At 65.2% G+C, this 17,364-nt stretch carries 20 protein-coding genes and 1 pseudogene; 11 read left to right on the plus strand and 10 right to left on the minus strand.

What is annotated here, in order from left to right:
- Nucleotides 1-414: pseudogene (locus AC0L3K_RS31485) on the minus strand (helix-turn-helix domain-containing protein); the annotation flags it as partial.
- 147 nt (nucleotides 415-561) lie between these two features.
- On the opposite strand from AC0L3K_RS31485, the gene AC0L3K_RS31490 reads away from it, so the two are divergent.
- Both AC0L3K_RS31490 and AC0L3K_RS31495 read left to right on the plus strand, forming a co-directional pair.
- A complete protein-coding gene (locus tag AC0L3K_RS31490; RefSeq protein ID WP_035994234.1) occupies nucleotides 562-1,356 on the plus strand; it encodes a DUF899 domain-containing protein in 795 nt (264 codons plus the stop codon).
- The gene (locus tag AC0L3K_RS31495) at nucleotides 1,349-1,624 is read left to right on the plus strand and encodes a hypothetical protein (RefSeq protein ID WP_007600798.1); all 276 of its coding nucleotides are present in this window, start codon (nucleotides 1,349-1,351) and stop codon (nucleotides 1,622-1,624) included. The genes AC0L3K_RS31490 and AC0L3K_RS31495 overlap by 8 nt, the downstream gene beginning before the upstream one ends.
- Here AC0L3K_RS31495 and AC0L3K_RS31500 read toward each other — a convergent pair.
- Both AC0L3K_RS31500 and AC0L3K_RS31505 read right to left on the minus strand, forming a co-directional pair.
- Nucleotides 1,621-2,142: a GNAT family N-acetyltransferase gene (locus AC0L3K_RS31500; protein WP_007600799.1), complete on the minus strand. Its 522-nt coding sequence runs from the start codon at nucleotides 2,140-2,142 to the stop codon at nucleotides 1,621-1,623. The genes AC0L3K_RS31495 and AC0L3K_RS31500 overlap by 4 nt on opposite strands.
- A gap of 2 nt (nucleotides 2,143-2,144) precedes the next feature.
- Nucleotides 2,145-2,624: an Lrp/AsnC family transcriptional regulator gene (locus AC0L3K_RS31505; protein WP_007600800.1), complete on the minus strand. Its 480-nt coding sequence runs from the start codon at nucleotides 2,622-2,624 to the stop codon at nucleotides 2,145-2,147.
- Nucleotides 2,625-2,756: 132 nt separating this feature from the next.
- On the opposite strand from AC0L3K_RS31505, the gene AC0L3K_RS31510 reads away from it, so the two are divergent.
- The gene (locus AC0L3K_RS31510; RefSeq protein WP_007600801.1) at nucleotides 2,757-3,152 is read left to right on the plus strand and encodes a nuclear transport factor 2 family protein; all 396 of its coding nucleotides are present in this window, start codon (nucleotides 2,757-2,759) and stop codon (nucleotides 3,150-3,152) included.
- 13 nt (nucleotides 3,153-3,165) lie between these two features.
- Here AC0L3K_RS31510 and AC0L3K_RS31515 read toward each other — a convergent pair whose 3' ends face one another.
- Both AC0L3K_RS31515 and AC0L3K_RS31520 read right to left on the minus strand, forming a co-directional pair.
- On the minus strand, nucleotides 3,166-3,597 hold the full coding sequence (locus AC0L3K_RS31515; RefSeq protein WP_035994237.1) for a c-type cytochrome: 432 nt from the start codon (nucleotides 3,595-3,597) through the stop codon (nucleotides 3,166-3,168).
- 101 nt (nucleotides 3,598-3,698) lie between these two features.
- Nucleotides 3,699-4,400 carry a L,D-transpeptidase gene (locus AC0L3K_RS31520; RefSeq protein ID WP_007600803.1) on the minus strand — a complete coding sequence of 234 codons (702 nt, stop codon included), beginning with the start codon at nucleotides 4,398-4,400 and terminating at the stop codon, nucleotides 3,699-3,701.
- 273 nt (nucleotides 4,401-4,673) lie between these two features.
- Here AC0L3K_RS31520 and AC0L3K_RS31525 point away from each other — a divergent pair, with 273 nt between their 5' ends.
- From AC0L3K_RS31525 to AC0L3K_RS31535, 3 genes are all read left to right on the plus strand, one after another.
- Nucleotides 4,674-5,726, plus strand: coding sequence for a glycosyltransferase family 4 protein (locus AC0L3K_RS31525; protein ID WP_007600810.1), 1,053 nt, complete (start codon nucleotides 4,674-4,676; stop codon nucleotides 5,724-5,726).
- A gap of 36 nt (nucleotides 5,727-5,762) precedes the next feature.
- Entirely contained in the window at nucleotides 5,763-6,452 is a 690-nt protein-coding gene (locus tag AC0L3K_RS31530) for a class I SAM-dependent methyltransferase (RefSeq protein ID WP_007600811.1), read from the plus strand.
- Nucleotides 6,453-6,576: 124 nt separating this feature from the next.
- Nucleotides 6,577-7,236 (plus strand): hypothetical protein, encoded by a 660-nt coding sequence (locus tag AC0L3K_RS31535; protein ID WP_007600812.1) that lies wholly within the window; start codon nucleotides 6,577-6,579, stop codon nucleotides 7,234-7,236.
- A 275-nt stretch (nucleotides 7,237-7,511) separates the two neighbouring features.
- Here the strand turns inward: AC0L3K_RS31535 and AC0L3K_RS31540 are convergent, their stop codons facing one another.
- Entirely contained in the window at nucleotides 7,512-9,176 is a 1,665-nt protein-coding gene (locus AC0L3K_RS31540) for an aminotransferase class III-fold pyridoxal phosphate-dependent enzyme (protein WP_007600813.1), read from the minus strand.
- A 35-nt stretch (nucleotides 9,177-9,211) separates the two neighbouring features.
- Here AC0L3K_RS31540 and asd point away from each other — a divergent pair, with 35 nt between their 5' ends.
- Together asd and AC0L3K_RS31550 are read left to right on the plus strand one after the other, a co-directional pair.
- Nucleotides 9,212-10,075, plus strand: a complete 864-nt coding sequence (asd, locus tag AC0L3K_RS31545) for an archaetidylserine decarboxylase (RefSeq protein WP_007600814.1) — start codon at nucleotides 9,212-9,214, stop codon at nucleotides 10,073-10,075.
- 66 nt (nucleotides 10,076-10,141) lie between these two features.
- Nucleotides 10,142-10,705 carry an NUDIX hydrolase gene (locus AC0L3K_RS31550; protein ID WP_007600816.1) on the plus strand — a complete coding sequence of 188 codons (564 nt, stop codon included), beginning with the start codon at nucleotides 10,142-10,144 and terminating at the stop codon, nucleotides 10,703-10,705.
- Nucleotides 10,706-10,886: 181 nt separating this feature from the next.
- On the opposite strand, the gene AC0L3K_RS31555 is transcribed toward AC0L3K_RS31550, so the two are convergent.
- Nucleotides 10,887-12,359, minus strand: coding sequence for a FecR domain-containing protein (locus AC0L3K_RS31555; protein WP_035995532.1), 1,473 nt, complete (start codon nucleotides 12,357-12,359; stop codon nucleotides 10,887-10,889).
- Nucleotides 12,360-12,679: 320 nt separating this feature from the next.
- On the minus strand, nucleotides 12,680-13,453 hold the full coding sequence (locus AC0L3K_RS31560; RefSeq protein ID WP_354128962.1) for a DUF2147 domain-containing protein: 774 nt from the start codon (nucleotides 13,451-13,453) through the stop codon (nucleotides 12,680-12,682).
- Nucleotides 13,454-13,648: 195 nt separating this feature from the next.
- On the opposite strand from AC0L3K_RS31560, the gene AC0L3K_RS31565 reads away from it, so the two are divergent.
- From AC0L3K_RS31565 to AC0L3K_RS31575, 3 genes are all read left to right on the plus strand, one after another.
- Nucleotides 13,649-14,497 (plus strand): DUF2147 domain-containing protein, encoded by an 849-nt coding sequence (locus AC0L3K_RS31565; protein WP_007600821.1) that lies wholly within the window; start codon nucleotides 13,649-13,651, stop codon nucleotides 14,495-14,497.
- A gap of 305 nt (nucleotides 14,498-14,802) precedes the next feature.
- Entirely contained in the window at nucleotides 14,803-16,008 is a 1,206-nt protein-coding gene (locus AC0L3K_RS31570) for an extensin-like domain-containing protein (protein ID WP_007600822.1), read from the plus strand.
- Between the two features lie 79 nt (nucleotides 16,009-16,087).
- Nucleotides 16,088-16,198 (plus strand): hypothetical protein, encoded by a 111-nt coding sequence (locus AC0L3K_RS31575; RefSeq protein ID WP_245285996.1) that lies wholly within the window; start codon nucleotides 16,088-16,090, stop codon nucleotides 16,196-16,198.
- 41 nt (nucleotides 16,199-16,239) lie between these two features.
- Here the strand turns inward: AC0L3K_RS31575 and AC0L3K_RS31580 are convergent, their stop codons facing one another.
- Together AC0L3K_RS31580 and AC0L3K_RS31585 are read right to left on the minus strand one after the other, a co-directional pair.
- The gene (locus AC0L3K_RS31580; protein ID WP_007600823.1) at nucleotides 16,240-16,575 is read right to left on the minus strand and encodes a DUF6665 family protein; all 336 of its coding nucleotides are present in this window, start codon (nucleotides 16,573-16,575) and stop codon (nucleotides 16,240-16,242) included.
- A gap of 44 nt (nucleotides 16,576-16,619) precedes the next feature.
- Nucleotides 16,620-17,255, minus strand: coding sequence for a TetR/AcrR family transcriptional regulator (locus tag AC0L3K_RS31585; protein WP_007600824.1), 636 nt, complete (start codon nucleotides 17,253-17,255; stop codon nucleotides 16,620-16,622).
- Nucleotides 17,256-17,364: the final 109 nt, after the last annotated feature.

Raw genomic sequence — 17,364 nt, forward strand, 5'->3', positions numbered from 1 at the left:
GGGGGGGGTGAGCGCGCCCCGCGGGCGGGGGCCCTCTGCGCGGCGCCCGATAAGGAGACGGCGGCGCGCCGCTATGTCACCCGCAGGGGCGGGGTGGGCGCGGTCACCGGGGCTGGCGCGCGGCGCGCGCGCCGCCGCGAGCGTCTTAGCCGGCCAATTCAGGTCGCGCGAGACGAGCGCGATCTCGGCTTCCGCGACCACGCACCTGGCGCGCGCGACCGCCTCTCTCGGGCCGAAGGCGCGTGCGGCGCTGCGCAGCAACGTCTTCGCCTTGGCGAGATCGCCGAGCTGCGCCATCGCGATGCCGCGCAGCGCCAGCGAAGGTGCATCATTGCGCAGCGCAACGCGGTTCAGCGCGCCGAGCGGATCGCCGGCTTGGAGCGCGCGCGCCGCGGCCGTGATCAGCGACTCCATTCAAATCCCGCCACACTTGTTACTCCCACCACGCAACCGTCCGGTGCGAGAGATCGTTGACGGCCGACAATGTGCGGCGAGGGGCGAGCGGTTCCGCATCTTGCACAGCGAGATACGGAACGGCCGCCCGGGAAAAGTTGGAGAGCCATGATGACATCAGCTGACAACGCAGGAAATAACGGACAGGCCGCCATGCAAACACCGCCGGTGGTGTCGCCGCAGGACTGGGAGGCTGCCCGTCAGCAACTGCTCGTGAAGGAAAAGGCGCATACCCGTGCCCGCGACGCCCTGGCGGCCGAGCGCCGGCGCATGCCGTGGATGGAAGTGACCAAAACCTATGCGTTCGAGGGGCCCGGCGGCAAGGTCAGTCTGTACGACCTGTTCCAGGGCCGGCGGCAGCTGATCGTCTACCGCGCCTTCTTCGAGCCGGGCGTGTTCGGCTGGCCGGATCATGCCTGCCGCGGCTGCTCCATGGTCGCCGACCAGGTCGCCCATGTCGCGCATCTCAATGCCCGCGACACCACGCTGGTGTTCGCCTCGCGCGCGCCGCAGGGCGATATCATCAGGCTGAAGCAGCGGATGGGCTGGACCATGCCATGGGTCACCGTCACCGACAGTTTCGATGCGGATTTCGGCGTCGACGAATGGCACGGGACCAACGTGTTCTTCCGCGACGGGACGCGCATCTTCCGCACCTATTTCGTCAAGAGCCGGGGCGACGAGCAGATGGGCGGCACCTGGAATTACCTCGACATCACGCCGCTGGGACGGCAGGAGGTCTGGGAGGATTCGCCGAAAGGCTATCCGCAAACGCCGACCTACAAATGGTGGAACTGGCACGACAGCTACACCGAAGGCGCGGCGCCCGACAAGAAATGGGTCGAGATCTCGACCGCCGGCGAGAAGGCGTTTCGCGAGGAGGCGGCTGAAGGACGTGACTAGCCCCGTCAGCGCAACGGCCGGCGCGAGCCGCAATGGTGTGGTGGCCGCGCGTCACCTCGCCAGATGGCTGGCGCTGGCGGCGACGCCGACCTTCGCGATCATGGCCGTGCTGACGGCCATGGTCGATGGCCCGGCGGACATGCTGTGCGGCTCCGGACATGGGGCGATGCTCGGCGGGATGGTGCCGATGTATCTGCTGATGAGCGCGTTTCATTCGGCGGCGTGGCTGAGGCTGATTGCGGAGCGGTGGAGGGCGGTTGGTCGTTAAGACGGCCGCCGCGTCACCGCGGCCGCGTCGCTTCCGTCGAAGAACATGGCCATCAGGGTCTCGTCGTAATATCGGCCATTGTATTTCAGCGCCTTCATCCCGCGGCCGTATTCGACAAATCCTGCGGCCACGTAGAGCCGCAACGCGGCCTCGTTGTCGCTGACGACGACGAGATGAAGCTGCTCGACGCGCTTTGCGGCATGCGCCGCGACCGCGTTGACGAGGAGCCTCCCTGTGCCGGACTTCCGTGCCCGCGACCGCACATACATGCCCCAGAGCACCCCCTTGTGTGCGGTCTTCGCGCCGTCCTCCCGGCGGAAGCCGGCGGTCCCCACGAGCTCGCCCGCGATGAACGCGCCGAACACGTCCGATATCGCGAGGCGCTCCTCGAACCATGCGAGTGGCTTGTCTTGTTCGCGTTCAAGCGTGCTGGTGAAAGCCTCGGGATTGCTCGCGAGCGCCTCCAGCCGGACGGGGCGGTAGAGCGCGGCGTCGGCTGGTGTCAGCAGTCTGATCATGGTTATGCGAGATGTGCCAGCGGCAGGGGTGCGCCGGCCTTGAGCGTCTGGAGTGCGATGCTGCTGCGAACCTCTCGCACGATGGACAGGTTGAGCAGCTTGTCGACGAGAAAGCGCTGGTAGTCCTCGAGCTCGGGCACGACGATTTCGAGGAGGTAGTCAGCTTCACCGGAGACGAGGTGACAGGCAACGACCTCGGGCATGGCAACGACTGTCCTTTCGAAGCTCAGCGCCTGGTCGTTGGCATGGCCGTTGATCTTGACGCCGAGGAAGGCCGAGAAGCCGAGCCCGAGGCGGCCGCGCCGGAGGGCGGCGCGGTAACCGTCGATATAGCCGTCGCGCTCCAGCCGTCGCACCCGTCGCAGGCAGGGTGACGGGGACAATCCGACCTTATCTGCCAGTTCGATGTTGCTCAGTCGCGCGTTGGTCTGGAGTTCGGTGACGATGCGCCGGTCGATCGCATCCAGCTCGCATTTTGGCATGAACCGCATCCCGTTTGATCAAGAAGGGCGCAATGTTGCGCCGGAGGCTTCGAGATTAGCCTAGTTCGCAAGGACACGCCTCGGTTTTCCGTGGGATGGATTGCTCCGACTTTGCTGCTGATGGAGCGAGCCATGACCGAGAGCCCGAACCTTGCGCCTCTGCTGGAGGCCGTCGAACGCTACTTTGTGCTGATGTACGACAATGACGTTTCGCAATTCGACCGCGTCTTTGCGCCGACTGCGCAACTCCATGGATTTCGCGACGCCGAATTGCGGATCCTGCCCGTTCGCGACTACAGGACGATGCTGGCGTCGACTGCGTCGCCCAAATCGAAGAATGCCCCGCGCCTTCAGGAGATATTGCTGGTCGATATGGCGTCGTCAGCGCAAGCCATGGTGAAAGTTCGCATTCGGATCGATGTGCTCCAATACGTTGACTATCTGGCGTACCACTGCATCAATGGGACCTGGCTGATTACCGCGAAATCGTTCCACGTGGAGCGACGGTATGAGCCGGCGGATACGTAGCGCCACCGCGATCCTACTGGCTGCCCATCGCCTCCAGATAGGCAATCACCTTCGCCGCTTCCTCCGCCGAGACGCCGCCATAGGGCTGCATCTTGTTGCCGGATACGATTTCGTCCGGCTTGACCATGAAGCGGATGAGTTTGTCCTTGTCCCAGACGAAGCCGGCTTCTTTCATCGACGCGGAATAGTTGTAGTTCGGCAGCGAGCCGGCCTTGCGTCCGACGATTTTATTGAGGTTGGGGCCTAGACGATTGTCGCCCTCTTTCACCGAGTGGCAGGTTCGGCAGGAATTGTTGAAGGCCTGCTGGGCTGCGTCGTCGCTCGCCGGCTGTTGTGCGAGCGAAGCGGGCGCGGTCAGCAGCAGTGCCACTGCGCCAGCTCCGACGATCGCGCGCAGCCAAGTGCCTTGCGGCGTTTGCGGATTTGATTGCACTCGCGCCTCCATCGGGGATCGCGTCGCAGCACGCGCGCGCTTGGGGATGCCGAGGGCAAACGAAAACGGCCCCGGTGGGTTCCGGGGCCGTTTGCGTCACAATGTCCTGTCGCTTACCGCGTCGCGGCGCCGAGATCCGCGCGGCGTTCCGTCATCGGCAGCACGATCACCTTGGTGCCGACGTTGACGCGGGAGTAGAGGTCCGCGACATCGTCATTGGTCAGGCGAATGCAGCCGGAGGAGACGTGCTTGCCGATGGTGTCGGGCGCGTTGGTGCCGTGGATGCGGTAGATGGTGCCGCCAAGATACATGGCGCGGGCGCCGAGCGGATTGCCGGGGCCGCCGGCCATGTGGCGCGGCAGATAAGGCTGGCGGGCGATCATCTCCGGCGGCGGGGTCCAATCCGGCCACTCGGCCTTCTTGGTCACCGACTGGGTGCCGGACCAGGTGAAGCCGTCGCGGCCGACGCCGATGCCGTAGCGTATCGCCTGGCCGTTGCCGAGCACCAGATAGAGGTAGGTGTTGGGTGTATCGATGATGATGGTGCCGGGCGCCTCACGCGTTGCGTAGGAGACGGTCTGGCGACGGAAGCGGGCCGGCGTTTCGACGGCGTCCTGATCTTCGGACGGCGCGGCCTGATAGGGTGTGGCTTGATAAGGCTGGTATGGCGCCGCGATCGGCGGCAGCGGCTGGAAGAAGGGGAAGAGCTGCACAGGCGCGGCCTTGGCCGGGCCGGCGAACGCGATCGCGGTGACAGCCACTGCGCCAAACGCAACGGCGCGCGAATAAGTCTTCAACGTCTCCGGATTGATCATTGGTCGCCCCTGTTTGCGCGGTGTTTTTTGGTCACCCGGCACCATTTCGGTGCTCTGTTGCGGAAATCACTAACGGAAAGAAGTTTCGGGACGTTTGCGCGGAAAACCGAAAACGGCTTCATGGCGGCAAGGATTGTTTCATGACGGTTTCGTGGCTGCGCGGACCCGTTAACGAACAAAACAGCGGGCCGACACTTCCATGACGTCACACGCCTGAAATATCCGTGGTTGATGGTCCAAAGCCGAGAATCATAAAAATCTCGGGATTTCCCCATGCGGGTATTAATCGCGACTGACGCCTGGCATCCGCAGGTCAACGGTGTGGTCCGGACGCTGACCTCGCTGGCTGGCGCGGCCAAGGCATTGGATGTCGAGATCGACTTCCTCACCCCGGACGGTTTTCGGTCGTGGCCGCTACCGACATATCCGGGGCTGCGCATTGCGCTGCCGAGCGGCAAGGAGATTGCGCGGCGGATCGAGAGGGCGGCGCCCGAGGCGCTGCACATCGCGACCGAAGGGCCGATCGGCTGGGCGGCGCGGGCTTATTGCCGTCGCAACCGGCTCGCCTTCACCACCTCCTACACCACGCGCTTTCCCGAGTACGTCTCGGTGCGGACCGGCATCCCCGCGAGCGTCGGCTACGCCGTGCTGCGCCACTTCCACGATGCCGCCGCCATGACCATGGTGGCGACGCCCTCGTTGCGGCAGGAGCTCTCCGAGCGCGGCTTCAAGCGGCTCGGCTTCTGGACCCGCGGCGTCAACACCGAGCTGTTTCATCCCGACTCTCCGGCGAAGCTCGATCTGCCCGGGCCGATCTTCATGACGATGGGCCGCGTGGCGGTGGAGAAGAACCTGGAAGCGTTCCTCTCGCTCGACCTGCCCGGCACCAAGGTCGTCGTCGGCGACGGCCCGCAGAAGGTTGCGCTCGAAAAGAAATATCCGGACGTTGTGTTTCTCGGCGAGAAGAAGGGTGCTGACCTTACCGCGCATCTCGCCGCCGCCGACGTGTTCGTGTTTCCGAGCCTGACCGACACGTTCGGCGTGGTGCAGCTCGAAGCGCTCGCCTGCGGCACGCCGGTTGCGGCGTTTCCGGTGACGGGTCCGAAGGACGTCATCGCGGATCACCCGATCGGCGCGATCGACCACGATTTGCGCGCCGCGTGCCTGCGCGCGCTCACCATGTCGCGCGAGACCTGCCGCAATTTCGCGCTGGAGCGCTCCTGGGAAAACAGCGCGCGCCAGTTCGTCGGCAACCTCACTTCACTTCAGCCCAGCCGTGCCTTGCGCGCCTCGCCGATCATGGCGCGTCGGCCGGTGCGCGGTTGACCCAAAACGTTTCGAACCACAGCGAGAACCTCATCGATGGCTAAGATCATGAACCTTGACGGCACCCAGCAGCTCGACCTCACCCGCGGCACGGTTGAGCAGGCCTATGACCGCTGGGCGCCGGTCTACGACCTGGTGTTCGGAGGCGTGTTCGCCAAGGGCCGGCAGGCTGCGATCGCGGCCACCAACAAGATCGGCGGCCGGGTGCTCGAAGTCGGCGTCGGCACCGGCATCTCGTTGCCGCTCTACGCGCCGCATCTGCGCATCTTCGGCACCGACATCTCGGAGGCGATGCTCGACAAGGCGCGCCAGCGCGTCGCCGAGGGCAAGCTGAACAACGTCGAAGGCCTCGCGGTGATGGATGCCGAGAAGCTCGAATTCCCCGACAATTCCTTCGACGTCGTGATGGCGCAATACGTCGTCACGGCCGTGCCGAATCCGGAAGTCGCGCTGGACGAATTCGCCCGCGTGCTGCGCCCCGGCGGCGAGCTGATCATCCTCACCCGCGTCAGCGCCGATACCGGCATGCGCCGCTTCATCGAGCAGAAGCTGCAGCCGGTGGTGCGTCCGCTCGGCTTCCGCACCGCCGAGTTCGCCTGGTCGCGTTACGCCAAATGGCTCGCCGGCGCCAACGGCATCGAGCTTGCCGAGCGCCGCCTGATCCCGCCGCTCGGTCATTTCTCGCTGGTGCGCTTCCGCAAGGTCGACGTCGCCAAGGCGGCGTAACCCAAGCTCACGCGTCGCATGCGTCACGGCGTCGCTGCGCATCGTCACATGACAAAATGATGATGTCACACGGCCTACATCGAATCTCTGTAAATCCTGAACCCGAAAGCATTTGGGGGAGAGCATGATCAAGAACTATCTCGAGCAGCTGCGGATCCAGCGCTGGGACGACCACCGCTACTATCACCACAGCCGCATCAATCAGAGCCTGCACTTCGTCAGCGCGCTGAGCTTCTTGTTCGCCTATGTCTGGCTGTTCGTCGACCCCATGATCTCGGCGCTGGTCGGCTGGCTGGTCTCGATGACCTCGCGCCAGGCGGGTCACTTCTTCTTCGAGCCGCACGGCTACGACCAGATCAACCAGGCGACGCACGAGCACAAGGAAGAGATCAAGGTCGGCTACAATCTTCAGCGCAAGGTGGTGCTGATGTCGATCTGGGCGCTGTCCCCGGTGGTGCTGTTGGTCGATCCCACGCTGTTCGGACTGTTCACGCCCTGGGCGGGCGCGACCGACTTCATGCGGCAGGTCGCCAAGATCTGGCTCGTGGTCGGCGGCGGCGGTCTGATGTTCCGCACGGTGCACCTGTTCTTCATCCGCGACGTCGAGACCGGCCTCGTCTGGATGACGAAGATCCTGACCGACCCCTTCCACGATCTGATGCTCTACCGCAACGCGCCGCTGGCGCTGATGCGCGGCGAGCTGATGGACCCCGGCCTGCACCTCAAGCCCGAGCACACGCTGGGCCTGATCGGCGAGCCCACACTCGAAGAGCAGCACGCCTGAGCGCGCCGTTCTCACCAAGGCCTCCGATGTCTGATGGTTGCGTCATGCCCGGGCTCGTCCCGGGCATCCACGTGTTGGGCCCGGCCGCTGCGTTTTCTTCGCCTCGCCCAGCGTGCGGGGAAGTGGAATTGAGCGCCGCCACAGACGCCGTCATTCCGGGATGGTCCGAAGGACCAGACCGCAGGTGCGCATTGCGCACCGGGGAATCTCGAGGTTCCGGGTTCGGCTCTTCGAGCCGCCCCGGAACGACTGTGTGTTGGAGCGGAGAATCGACCTTAGCGTCCGAAGCGCTTGGCCAGCATCTCTTTCAGGATCTGCCGCTTGATGGTCTTGTTGGTGAGGACGCCATCGTGCCACCAGAAGCCGTCGGCCTTCATCTTCTCGGCGGCGCGAACGAAACGTTCGGCGACCTCGGTGAAATCGGCATCGGTGTAGTTCAGGCTGAAGATCAGCCGGCCGGTGCCGACCCAGCTCAAGGACAGGCCTTCGGCGCGCAGATAATATTGCAGCATCCAGTTGTAGCGGGACGGCGTGGTGTATTTCACCGTCCAGATCGACGAGAAGTTCGCGAACCGCACCGGCAGGTCGGCATCGCCCATCATTTGGTTGAGCTTTTGCGCGCGGCCGTTCCAGGTCTCGTCCAATCCGTCATAGATGGCGCGGAGGTTCGGGCTGGCGAGCCGGCTCAGAAACTCGTCCATCGCCGTCATGACGTAGGGGTGCGAGTTGAAGGTGCCGCGGGCGAAGCAGACGTCGGCGGGGCGGTCGTCGCGGAAGCGGCGCATCAACTCCTTCTTGCCGCAGACCACGCCGACCGGCAGGCCACCGGCGAGGCTCTTGCCGTAGGTCACCATGTCGGCCTTGACGCCGAAATACTCCTGGGCGCCGCCTGCCGCGAGACGGAAGCCGACGAAGACCTCGTCGAAGATCAGCACGATGCCGCGCTGGTCGCAGACCTCGCGCAGCGTCTTGAGCCACTCGGTGTAGGCGGTGCGGTCAAAATTGCCGCCGCGAGAGGAATCAACCAGCGAGGAGTCGCCGGGCGCGTTGCCATTCGGATGCAGCCCCTGCAGCGGGTTGACCAGCACGCAGGCGATGTCCTTGCGCGTCCGCAGCACGTGCAGCGTCTTCTCCGACATCTCGGCGAGGGTGTAGGTCTCGTGCGCGGGAATCGGATTGCCGACTCCAGGCTGCACGTCGCCCCACCAGCCATGATAGGCGCCGGCGAAACGAACGAGATGGGTGCGCCTGGTGTGATAGCGCGCGAGCCGCACCGCCTGCATCACGGCCTCGGTGCCGGACATGTGGAAGGAGACTTCGTCGAGGCCCGAGATCTGGCACAGCCGCGCCACGTTCTCGAGGATGACGGGATGGTAGGGGCCGAGCACCGGTCCGAGCGCGTGCGCGCGCTTCTCGGAGCCCTCGATGCATTCCTTGTAGAAGTCGTTGCCGAAGATGTTGACGCCGTAGGACCCCGTGAGGTCGTAGGAGGTGTTGCCGTCGACATCCGTGACGGTGACGCCGCGCGACGACTCCAAGAAGGTCGAGGTGCCCAAATGCTCGCGGACGAGGCGCGAGAACTGGAACGGCACGCGGTAGGTTTCGGTGAAGTGCAAATCGGAGATCTTTTCCGCCGCTTCCTTCGTCATCGCGCGGCCCTTGGGGTAGCGCTCGGCGTAGAGACGCGCGAGACGGAAGAAGCCGTCCTTGCGCTGCGTTGCGACGTTCGCCGGCGCGCCGTCGCAGGCGAAGTACGCATCGCCTTCGAATTCGTAGAACGGGAGCAGCTTTGCCACCCGGCGCGACATCTTGGAGTGTCCGGCGAGCGAGCGGTGCTTGGCGCGGGACAATGCGATCCGCGCCTTGATTTTCGGGAAGGCGACGGCAGCGGACGCTGCGGCGGCCACGGACAAAGAAAGAATCGGGAGTGTCGTTTCCATGACAACAAGCGCTAATACTGCGAGCTGACAGATTCATGACAGTCAAAGCCCTGATCGCCTCTTTCACCCAGCAGGAAGACCTCAACTTCCTGCTGACCAACCGCATCCCTCGCGCGGCGCTAACCCGCTTCATGGGCTGGTTCTCGAAGATCGAGAACCCGCTGGTGCGGGACGGCTCCATCGCGCTGTGGAAGCTGTTCTCCGACCTCGATCTGTCGGAGGCGCGGAAAACGCATTTCAAGAGCCTGCACGACTGCTTCACCCGGGAGCTCAAGCCCGGCTTGCGCCCCTTTGATCCGGACCCCTCCATTGTCGCCAGCCCGTCCGACGGCATTGTCGGCGCCCATGGCCGGATCGCGGACACCGAGCTGTTCCAGGTCAAAGGCGCGCCGTACTCGCTGCTCGATCTGCTCGGCGATTCCGCCCTTGTCGATCAGCACCGCAACGGCTCCTTCGTCACCCTGCGGCTGACCTCGAGCATGTATCACCGCTTCCACGCGCCCTTTGACGCGCATATCGAGCGTGTCACGTTGATCCATGGCGACGTCTGGAACGTCAACCCGATCGCGCTGAAACGGGTCGAGCGTCTGTTTTGCAAGAACGAGCGCGCAGTGATCCGCACGCATTTGCCGACGGGCGAAGCCGTGACGCTGGTACCGGTCGCCGCGATCCTGGTCGCGAGCATCCGTCTGCATTTCCTCGACATGGTGCTGAATGCCCAGACGAGAGGGCCGGTCAATTTTCCCTGCGACGTCAACGTGAGCAAGGGCGAGGAGCTCGGCTGGTTCGAGCATGGCTCGACCATCATCATCCTCGCGCCCGGCGATTTCACCTTCTGCGACGACATCGCCGAGGGCACGCGCATTCGCGCAGGTCAAGCGCTGCTGAGAAAAAACTAGCCTTCAATCAGCCGCGTCGGCCGCCTATATCGTCCCTGGGACGTTTCTGCGACGACGGATTTGGTGATGGCACAGGCGCCGGTGATGGCGGCGGGTGGTATTGTGCTGCGGCGAGGTGCGCCGCCGCTGATCGCCGTCGTGCGCCAGCGCAAGCGCAACGAATGGGTTTTGCCCAAGGGCAAGCTCGACGACGGCGAGACGCCGAAGCAAGCCGCGCATCGCGAAGTGCTGGAAGAGACCGGTCACGAGGTCGCCATCCACGAATTTCTGGGCACGCTCGTCTATCAGTCCGGCGGGCGCTCCAAGGTCGTGCATTTCTGGCGCATGGAGGCCGGGGACGGTCCCGTCCGCAAGCTGATGAACGACATCAAGGCGGTCGACTGGTTGACGCTGGAAGACGCGCTCGCGCGCCTGTCGCGCGAGTACGAGCGCGTGTTTCTGACCCAGGTCGGCCCGATCGCGCTCGCGGCGGCAGGGCTTGCGCCGGTGGATACCGACGTCACACCGCCGCTCGCGACCGAGGATGTCGATGCAGCCTTGCAGACGCTGACGCCAGCCGAAGCGGCTTCGGACGAGTTGCGGCATGGTCTCTTGCAGAAGGTGAAGGCTTGGCTGCGCGGCGAGGCGTGAGTTCTCCTCGCGCGCAGCGTGACGGTGCACCCTCGCCCCTTGCGAGAGAGGGTGGCTTTGCGAAACAAAGCCGGGTGAGGGGTCTCTCTCCACGCGTCAAGCTGTCGATGAGTTTTCGCCGATAGAACTCCTCATCCGGCGCTTCGCGCCGCCTTCTCCCGCAAGGCGAGAAGGAAGAAAGTCACCGCCGCTCCTTCTCCTTCGGAACTGGTGCTGGCCTTCGCGGCGCTGCGGGGCGTTGCGCGGCGGGGAGGCGCTGCTGGAATCCGCCCGGGCGTTGCATGCCCGGCTGTCGAGCAGCGGGCGGCTGGCCGGGCTGCATGCCGGTGCGCGGAAGCTGCGGCTGCAGGCCCGGCTGCTGGTGCGTTCCGCCCGGCTGCGGCGGCGCGACTCCGCCGGGCTGCGTCGGAATCTGCCCACCGCGTTGCGGCCGGGTTTGCGGCGTGCCGTCAGGCTGCGTGCCTTGACCGGTGCGCGGTGGGCCTGCCGGACGTCCCGCGCCTTGCTTCTGGCCTTGCTGTTGCTGACCCTGACCCGCGCTCGGCGTACCGGGCTGGACGGCGCCGCCTTGGCCCGACGCTTGACCCTGTCCTTGGCCCTGCCGCTGGGGCTGGGCGCCTTGGCGGCCTGGCGTGCCGGGCTGCTGCTGGCCTGGACGGTTGTTCTGACCGGGCTGACCGTTCGGCCGCTGCGGCTGTTGCGGCTGTTGTCCTGGCGCCGTATTCGGCCGCAATTGTTGCTGTTGCGGCGGCTGGAACGGCCGCGGAATGCGCGGGCTCGCGGTCGGATTGGCACGGCGGAAGTCGCGCTGCTCGGTGACGATCTGCCGGCCCGTGGTCTGCGCCAGATGCACCTGGCTGACGAAGCCGCGGTCGCGTGCGATCTGCTGTGGTGCGATCGTGATCGGCACCGCGGCAAAGCGCATGACGCCTGCCGCGGCCGCGCCCGGCCGGATCGCAAAACCGCTCGCGCCTTGCGTCAGCGCGCCGAGCCGCGTCCCGCTCGTGCGGTCGTCGACGTCGATGTGTCCGACCCGGCCGTCGGCGTCGGGATAGAGCTTGATGTTGACGTTGTTGGCGTTGTTCGCGGCCGGGCCTTCCGGCACCTCGACGACGCCGGTGGTGCCGCGGATGCCGAGCGTCGCCGTCGGCGTCGTGATCTTCATGTCGCCGGTCTTTGCCACCGCCGCCGCGACGAAGGCGACCGTGCCCTTGCCGATGTCGAAGATTCCTGCGTTCTGTTTGCCGCCGTCCTCATAGACGTAAGTGTCGATGGTGATCTTGGCGCTGGCCGAGAGGTTGAACGTGGTCGCGTCGTTGAAGGTGATGCCGAGCGAGGAGTTCGACGAAGTCTGCACGACGTCGTTGAGATAGATGTCGTCGCGTACCCGCAGCGGATAGGAATTTTTGTCGCGGATCACGGTCGCGATGCCCGTCACCGTCGCGACGTTGCCGATCGGCTCGATGGCGGCGGGCTGCGCCTCGGTCGCGGGAACGGGTGAAGCCGATGGCGTCGGCGAGGGGGCGGGCGACGGCTGCGCTTGTGGCTGCGCCTGCGCAAGCTCGATCGCATCGGATGCGAACGCAACGCTCGCGCCGGCCGGCGGCAACGCCAGCAGCACAAGCGCGAACATGAAGCGGCGCCAGGCCACGATAAATGTCACGAAGAGTCCCGGTGAGAAACGCGAGGCGAGATCGACCGATATCAGCCGGGTACAGCTGAACGGCGGATGAATGTCTATCGCACGGCGGCGGTGAACGTTCAAATCCAACTCTTTCCCCTCATGGTGAGGAGCGCGCCCTTGCGCGCGTCTCGAACCATGCAGGCCCGCTCGCGATCCGGGCCTTTGCCCTTCGAGACGCCTGCTTCGCAGGCTCCTCAGGGTGAGGGGATAAACTGAGACTGTCGCGCATGATCCCGGGTCGATGCTTCGCATCGCCCGGGATGACTATAGAATGGGACGATGGTGGTGCGTCAGCTCACGCGCTTCCAGGTCTGGCCGCCGCAGAACATGCCGCCGAAGGCGCAGCCCTGCACGCGCATTGCATTCGGGCCCTTCATCGCGATCGTCGAGTCGTAGTTGCGGCCGGAGTCGGGATCGTGGATGCGGCCGCTCCACTTCGCGCCGTCGGGCTTCATGTTGATCAGGATACGCTCGTTGGTCTTCGCGGCGTAGCCGCAGAGATTGACGCCACACTGTTCGACGCGGACATTGCCCTTGTTCTCTTCGGTCGCCCAGACGCCGATCGGCGTGTTGGCAACCGCGACAGGCGCGGCGGGCACCGGCGCCGGAGCGGGGGCCGGAGCAACCGCGACGGGCGCGGGAGCCGCAGCGGGCGCGGTCTGCGTCGTGGCGTCGTAGCCAGCGGACGGAGCAGCGGCAACCGTCGTGCTCGGTACCGCGATAGCGGGCGCTGCCGGCGCGGTCGCCTGCACGGGGGCCTGCTGCACGGGCTGCTGCTGCTGCACCGGAGCCGGCGCCGGCTGCGCGGTCGTGGCCGGAGCCGGCGTGGTGTCGACGTCATCATCCTTCGAGCCAAGGCCCTTGAGGTTGATGTTGTTCAGCTTGATCGGCTTGTCGGACAAGCCCGGCGCGACGATGGTCACGCAATTGAGCGAGGCGCAGTTGCGCGGCGTCTCGATGCGGATGTTCTGGCCTTCGATCTGGAACGAGATCGCATTGCCGGCATGCGCGGCGGCGGTGGACGCGAGGAAGAGAGCGGTGGCGGCGATGGTGAGCTTGTTCATGACAACCTCCGAAGAATGTGTGGGTCCCGATGGGACTGAAGTCGCGGGTGGATGAAGCGTGGTTCGACCCTACGCCGGGCCGGTCGGACCTTCTGTGATGGGCGTCACAACGGCTCCCCGGTGCTGGGTGACGCCGCGCACATTCAGCCGCGATTGCATCTGTGTAATGTCGTCGCCACAGAGAGGGAGGCGCCGATGATGCGGCTTGTGACTTCGCTTGGCACATTGATCGCGCTGATGGCGATTGCGCCCGCAGCCGAGGCCGGGTCCTTCGCGTTCTCGATCGGCGGTCATCGATTCCAGGTCGACTCGCCCAGCCATTGCCGATCGGCTTCCTGTGTTTCGGTTTCCTCCCATCGCAGCTTTCGGCCGGACGATGACACGACGCCGGCCCCTGCGCCGGTGCTTCCGCCGCCGCAGCCGCTCTATCCCGCGGCTCCGGTCAGGCCAGCGCAAGCGATTGCGGTAGCGCCTGCGGCGGCGCAGACGGCTCCTGTCCTTGCCTCAACGACGTCGCAGCCAATTGTCCTGCCGCAGGCGCCAAGCTCCAATCCGCCGCGGGTCGAGCTACCGCGGATGGATCCGCCGAAGACCGTCGCGCTCGATCCGCCGCGCATGGAGGCACCTGTCGTCGCGCCAAGGCCGGAGCTCGAGCAACCCGTGACGAGCCCTGAGCGTGGCGACGACGAGCCCGCCTATTTGCCGCTGGGCGAATGGGAGAGCGCAGGCGCCAAGGGCACGGTCCGCATCGAACGCTGTGGACCGGCACTGTGTGGCTTCGCGCTGACTGAAGCGTCGGCCAGGGGCGAGAGCGTGCTCGTCAACATGAAGCCGAAAACGCACGACGTCTGGACCGGCAACATCTACAGCCGCTCCAGCGGCAGCACTTATTATGCGACGATGACGCTGAAGAGCTCCGGCAAGCTCCACGTGGAAGCCTGCGCAGTCAGCCATTTCTGGTGTTCCGGAAACGACTGGACGCGAGCCGAAGAGCGGCCGGAGAAGCTGATCACGACGTCGCGGCAGTGGAGCGCGCGGTCGTAAGGGAAGCGTTCGATACCTCGGCTGAAGCCGCTAGATCATGCCGAGCACGATGGCACCGACAAAGGCCATGGCGAGGTACGCGGTGATAACGCTCAGTCTCCCGGCGAACGTCATGATGTCGCTCCCGCTGTCGCGCCGCCTTGCGCGAGAGCGTCATGGTTAACAGAAAGTCTCTTTCCGAAAAAGTCAGCCTTGCTGTCACTCGCCACGGGCAGGTGCTCCTGCTGGCGCGAGCCGATATGGTTAAAGAACACTGAAATCCACACGTTGAAGAGTCTTTAAGTAAATTCACCGAACGTGCGTGCATGACGCGCGGAGTTCGTTTGTATCTCGTCGGCTCCATCGTCCTTGTTTCGTTAGCAGGTTGCGGACGCGGCGTCTTCCAGGCCGAACGTGAACCGTGGCGGGCCGAGGCCGAAGCCGCATGCCTGAAATCCGGCGCGGTGAAAGAGGGGCCGGATCTCGTCCGCATCGACCCGATCTCCGGGCCGGGCATGTGCGGCGCAGAGTTTCCGCTCAAGGTCGCCGCCCTCGGCGAAGGCTCGAGCAGCTACGGCTTTGCCGATGAGGAACTGCGTCCGCCCGGGAGCGTGGGCAGCCAGCCGCGCTGGCCGGTGACGCAGCCGCGATCGAATTACCCGCAGAGCCAGAACACTCCGGCATCGTCCTATCCGCAACGCTCGAACTATCCCGAGAGCGCGGTGCGTCAGCCGTCCGGCTATGGCGCTTCCCCTGGTCCAATGCCTCTGAATGCGCCCGGCGTGGCGCAGCAGGAAGACGAGATCGATTTGCCGCCCGAGGGCACCGATGCCGCGGGCGCGTCGCGCTACATGAATGCGCCGAGCTATCCGGCACGGCCGGCGCCCTACTCGCAGGCGCCCGCGCAGCAACCGCTGCCGCGCCTTGGTCCGGCACAGGGCAATCCCGTCACCGCCGTTGGCCCCGTTGCGATCAAGCCGGTTGCGACGCTGGCCTGTCCGATCGTGTCCGAGCTCGATCGTTGGCTCGCCGACACCGTGCAGCCCTCGGCGATGCGGTGGTTCGGCACCCGCGTCGCGGAGATCAAGCAGATCTCCGCTTATTCCTGCCGCGGCATGAACGGCAATTCGCACGCCCATATCTCCGAGCACGCCTTCGGCAACGCGCTCGACATCGCCGCCTTCGTGCTCGCCGACGGCCGCCGCGTCACCGTGAAGGATGGCTGGCGCGGCATGCCGGAAGAGCAGGGGTTCTTGCGCGACGTGCAGTCGGGCGCGTGTGTGCATTTCACCACGGTGCTGGCGCCGGGCTCGAACGTCTATCATTACGATCACATCCACGTCGATCTGATGCGCCGCGCCAGCCGCCGCCTGATCTGCCAGCCCGCTGCCGTCTCCGGCGAAGAGGTCGCCGCGCGGGCGGGCGGGCGCAATCCCTATGCGAATGCGCGTGATCCCTCCGTGACCGGCTCGCTGGGTACGCGCAAGAGCATGGCGCGAAAACACGAAGAGGACGAGTACGCCGACGATTGAGGCTTGCGCGTGATGCGTAGCCCAGGAGGAAAGGGGCCCGATCTCGCTCGGCCGTATCACGCCAGGCCAACTCGCGCGCATGATCGGCGCGACGCGCCTGTCCATCAGCCTGATCCTCAGCCGCCTCCAGGACGACGGCATCGTCTGGACTGGCCGACCAAGACGGCCGTCAACGATCTCGCCGCGTTGAGGAAGCAGGTGACCGACTAGAGCCCGCGCCGTAGAAAAATTTCAGGTCGACTTCGACGGTGCTGGGACCAGTCCCATGCACAGCTGTACCTCGGCGGGGACATTGTAGGTCCGCATGATGTGGCGGCTGTCGCGCAGGCCGGTTGCCTCACGCTGCACCACGAACATCCAGAGCGCGTGGCCGGCTTCCATCACCAGCTTTCGCCTGGCCGGCTGCATCGCGGCCGGCACTTCCGAGCTTGCGTGAGCGGCGTCGAACTCGCGCAAGCGCGCCAGCGCCCGTTCAAGCGTGCGGCCCATCCGTCCGAGTGCGGAGGCCTGTTCCTGAACGATCTCGTAATGGAGGATATCGACCGGCGGGCGAAGATCACGGGACATGAGCCCCAATATAGGACCGACGGAACGGCCTGCAACGCGTGCCGTTACTTCGCCCGGTACGCCGCCAGGAACATCCGCGTCGCGCTGTCGACGACTTCGCTCATGCGCTCTTCCGACGGTGCGGGCGCAGCCTGGAAGACGAAGGGCAGGAACAGCGAGGCCTTGCACAGTTCCATGAATTGCGACGCCGCCAGATCACAATCGTCGATCGCGAGATCGCCGCAGGCGACATGGGTGTTGAGATAGTCGGAGAGGCGGTTGATGGACTTGTCCAGCACCCGCGCATAATAGCGGCGGCCGAGATCGGGCATGCGCTCGGCGATCGCCATCACGGTGCGGATCGCGGATCCGCCGCCGGTCCGGCACAGCAGACGGTTGTAGGCCCGGCCGAAATCCTTCAGCGTGGTTTCAACATCGCGGACCGGATCGAAGTTGAACGCGACCTGACCGTGCTGGAGCGCCTCCTGCTCGAGGATGGCTTCGAACAGCGCGCATTTGTCCGCGAAGTAGACGTAAAGCGTGCCCTTCGAGACCTGCGCCGCGCGAGCGATCTCGCCCATGCTGGCACCGTCAAACCCGAGATCCATGAACACCTTGCGGGCCCCGTCCAGGATCTGGCGGCGTTTGGAGCTGTCCTCCTCCTGGATGACGTGCAGATGTTCGCGGTCGGCTACAACCATTGGTTCAGGGTCTCGGAAGGTTTTTGCATCGGTCCAGGATCATGAAACCGAAATAAAGGATTCGGGCCAGTAGGCTCTGCCCGGGAATATTATCTATATTGACCGAACC

The sequence above is a fragment of the Bradyrhizobium sp. MI1.10 genome (genome assembly GCF_055811035.1).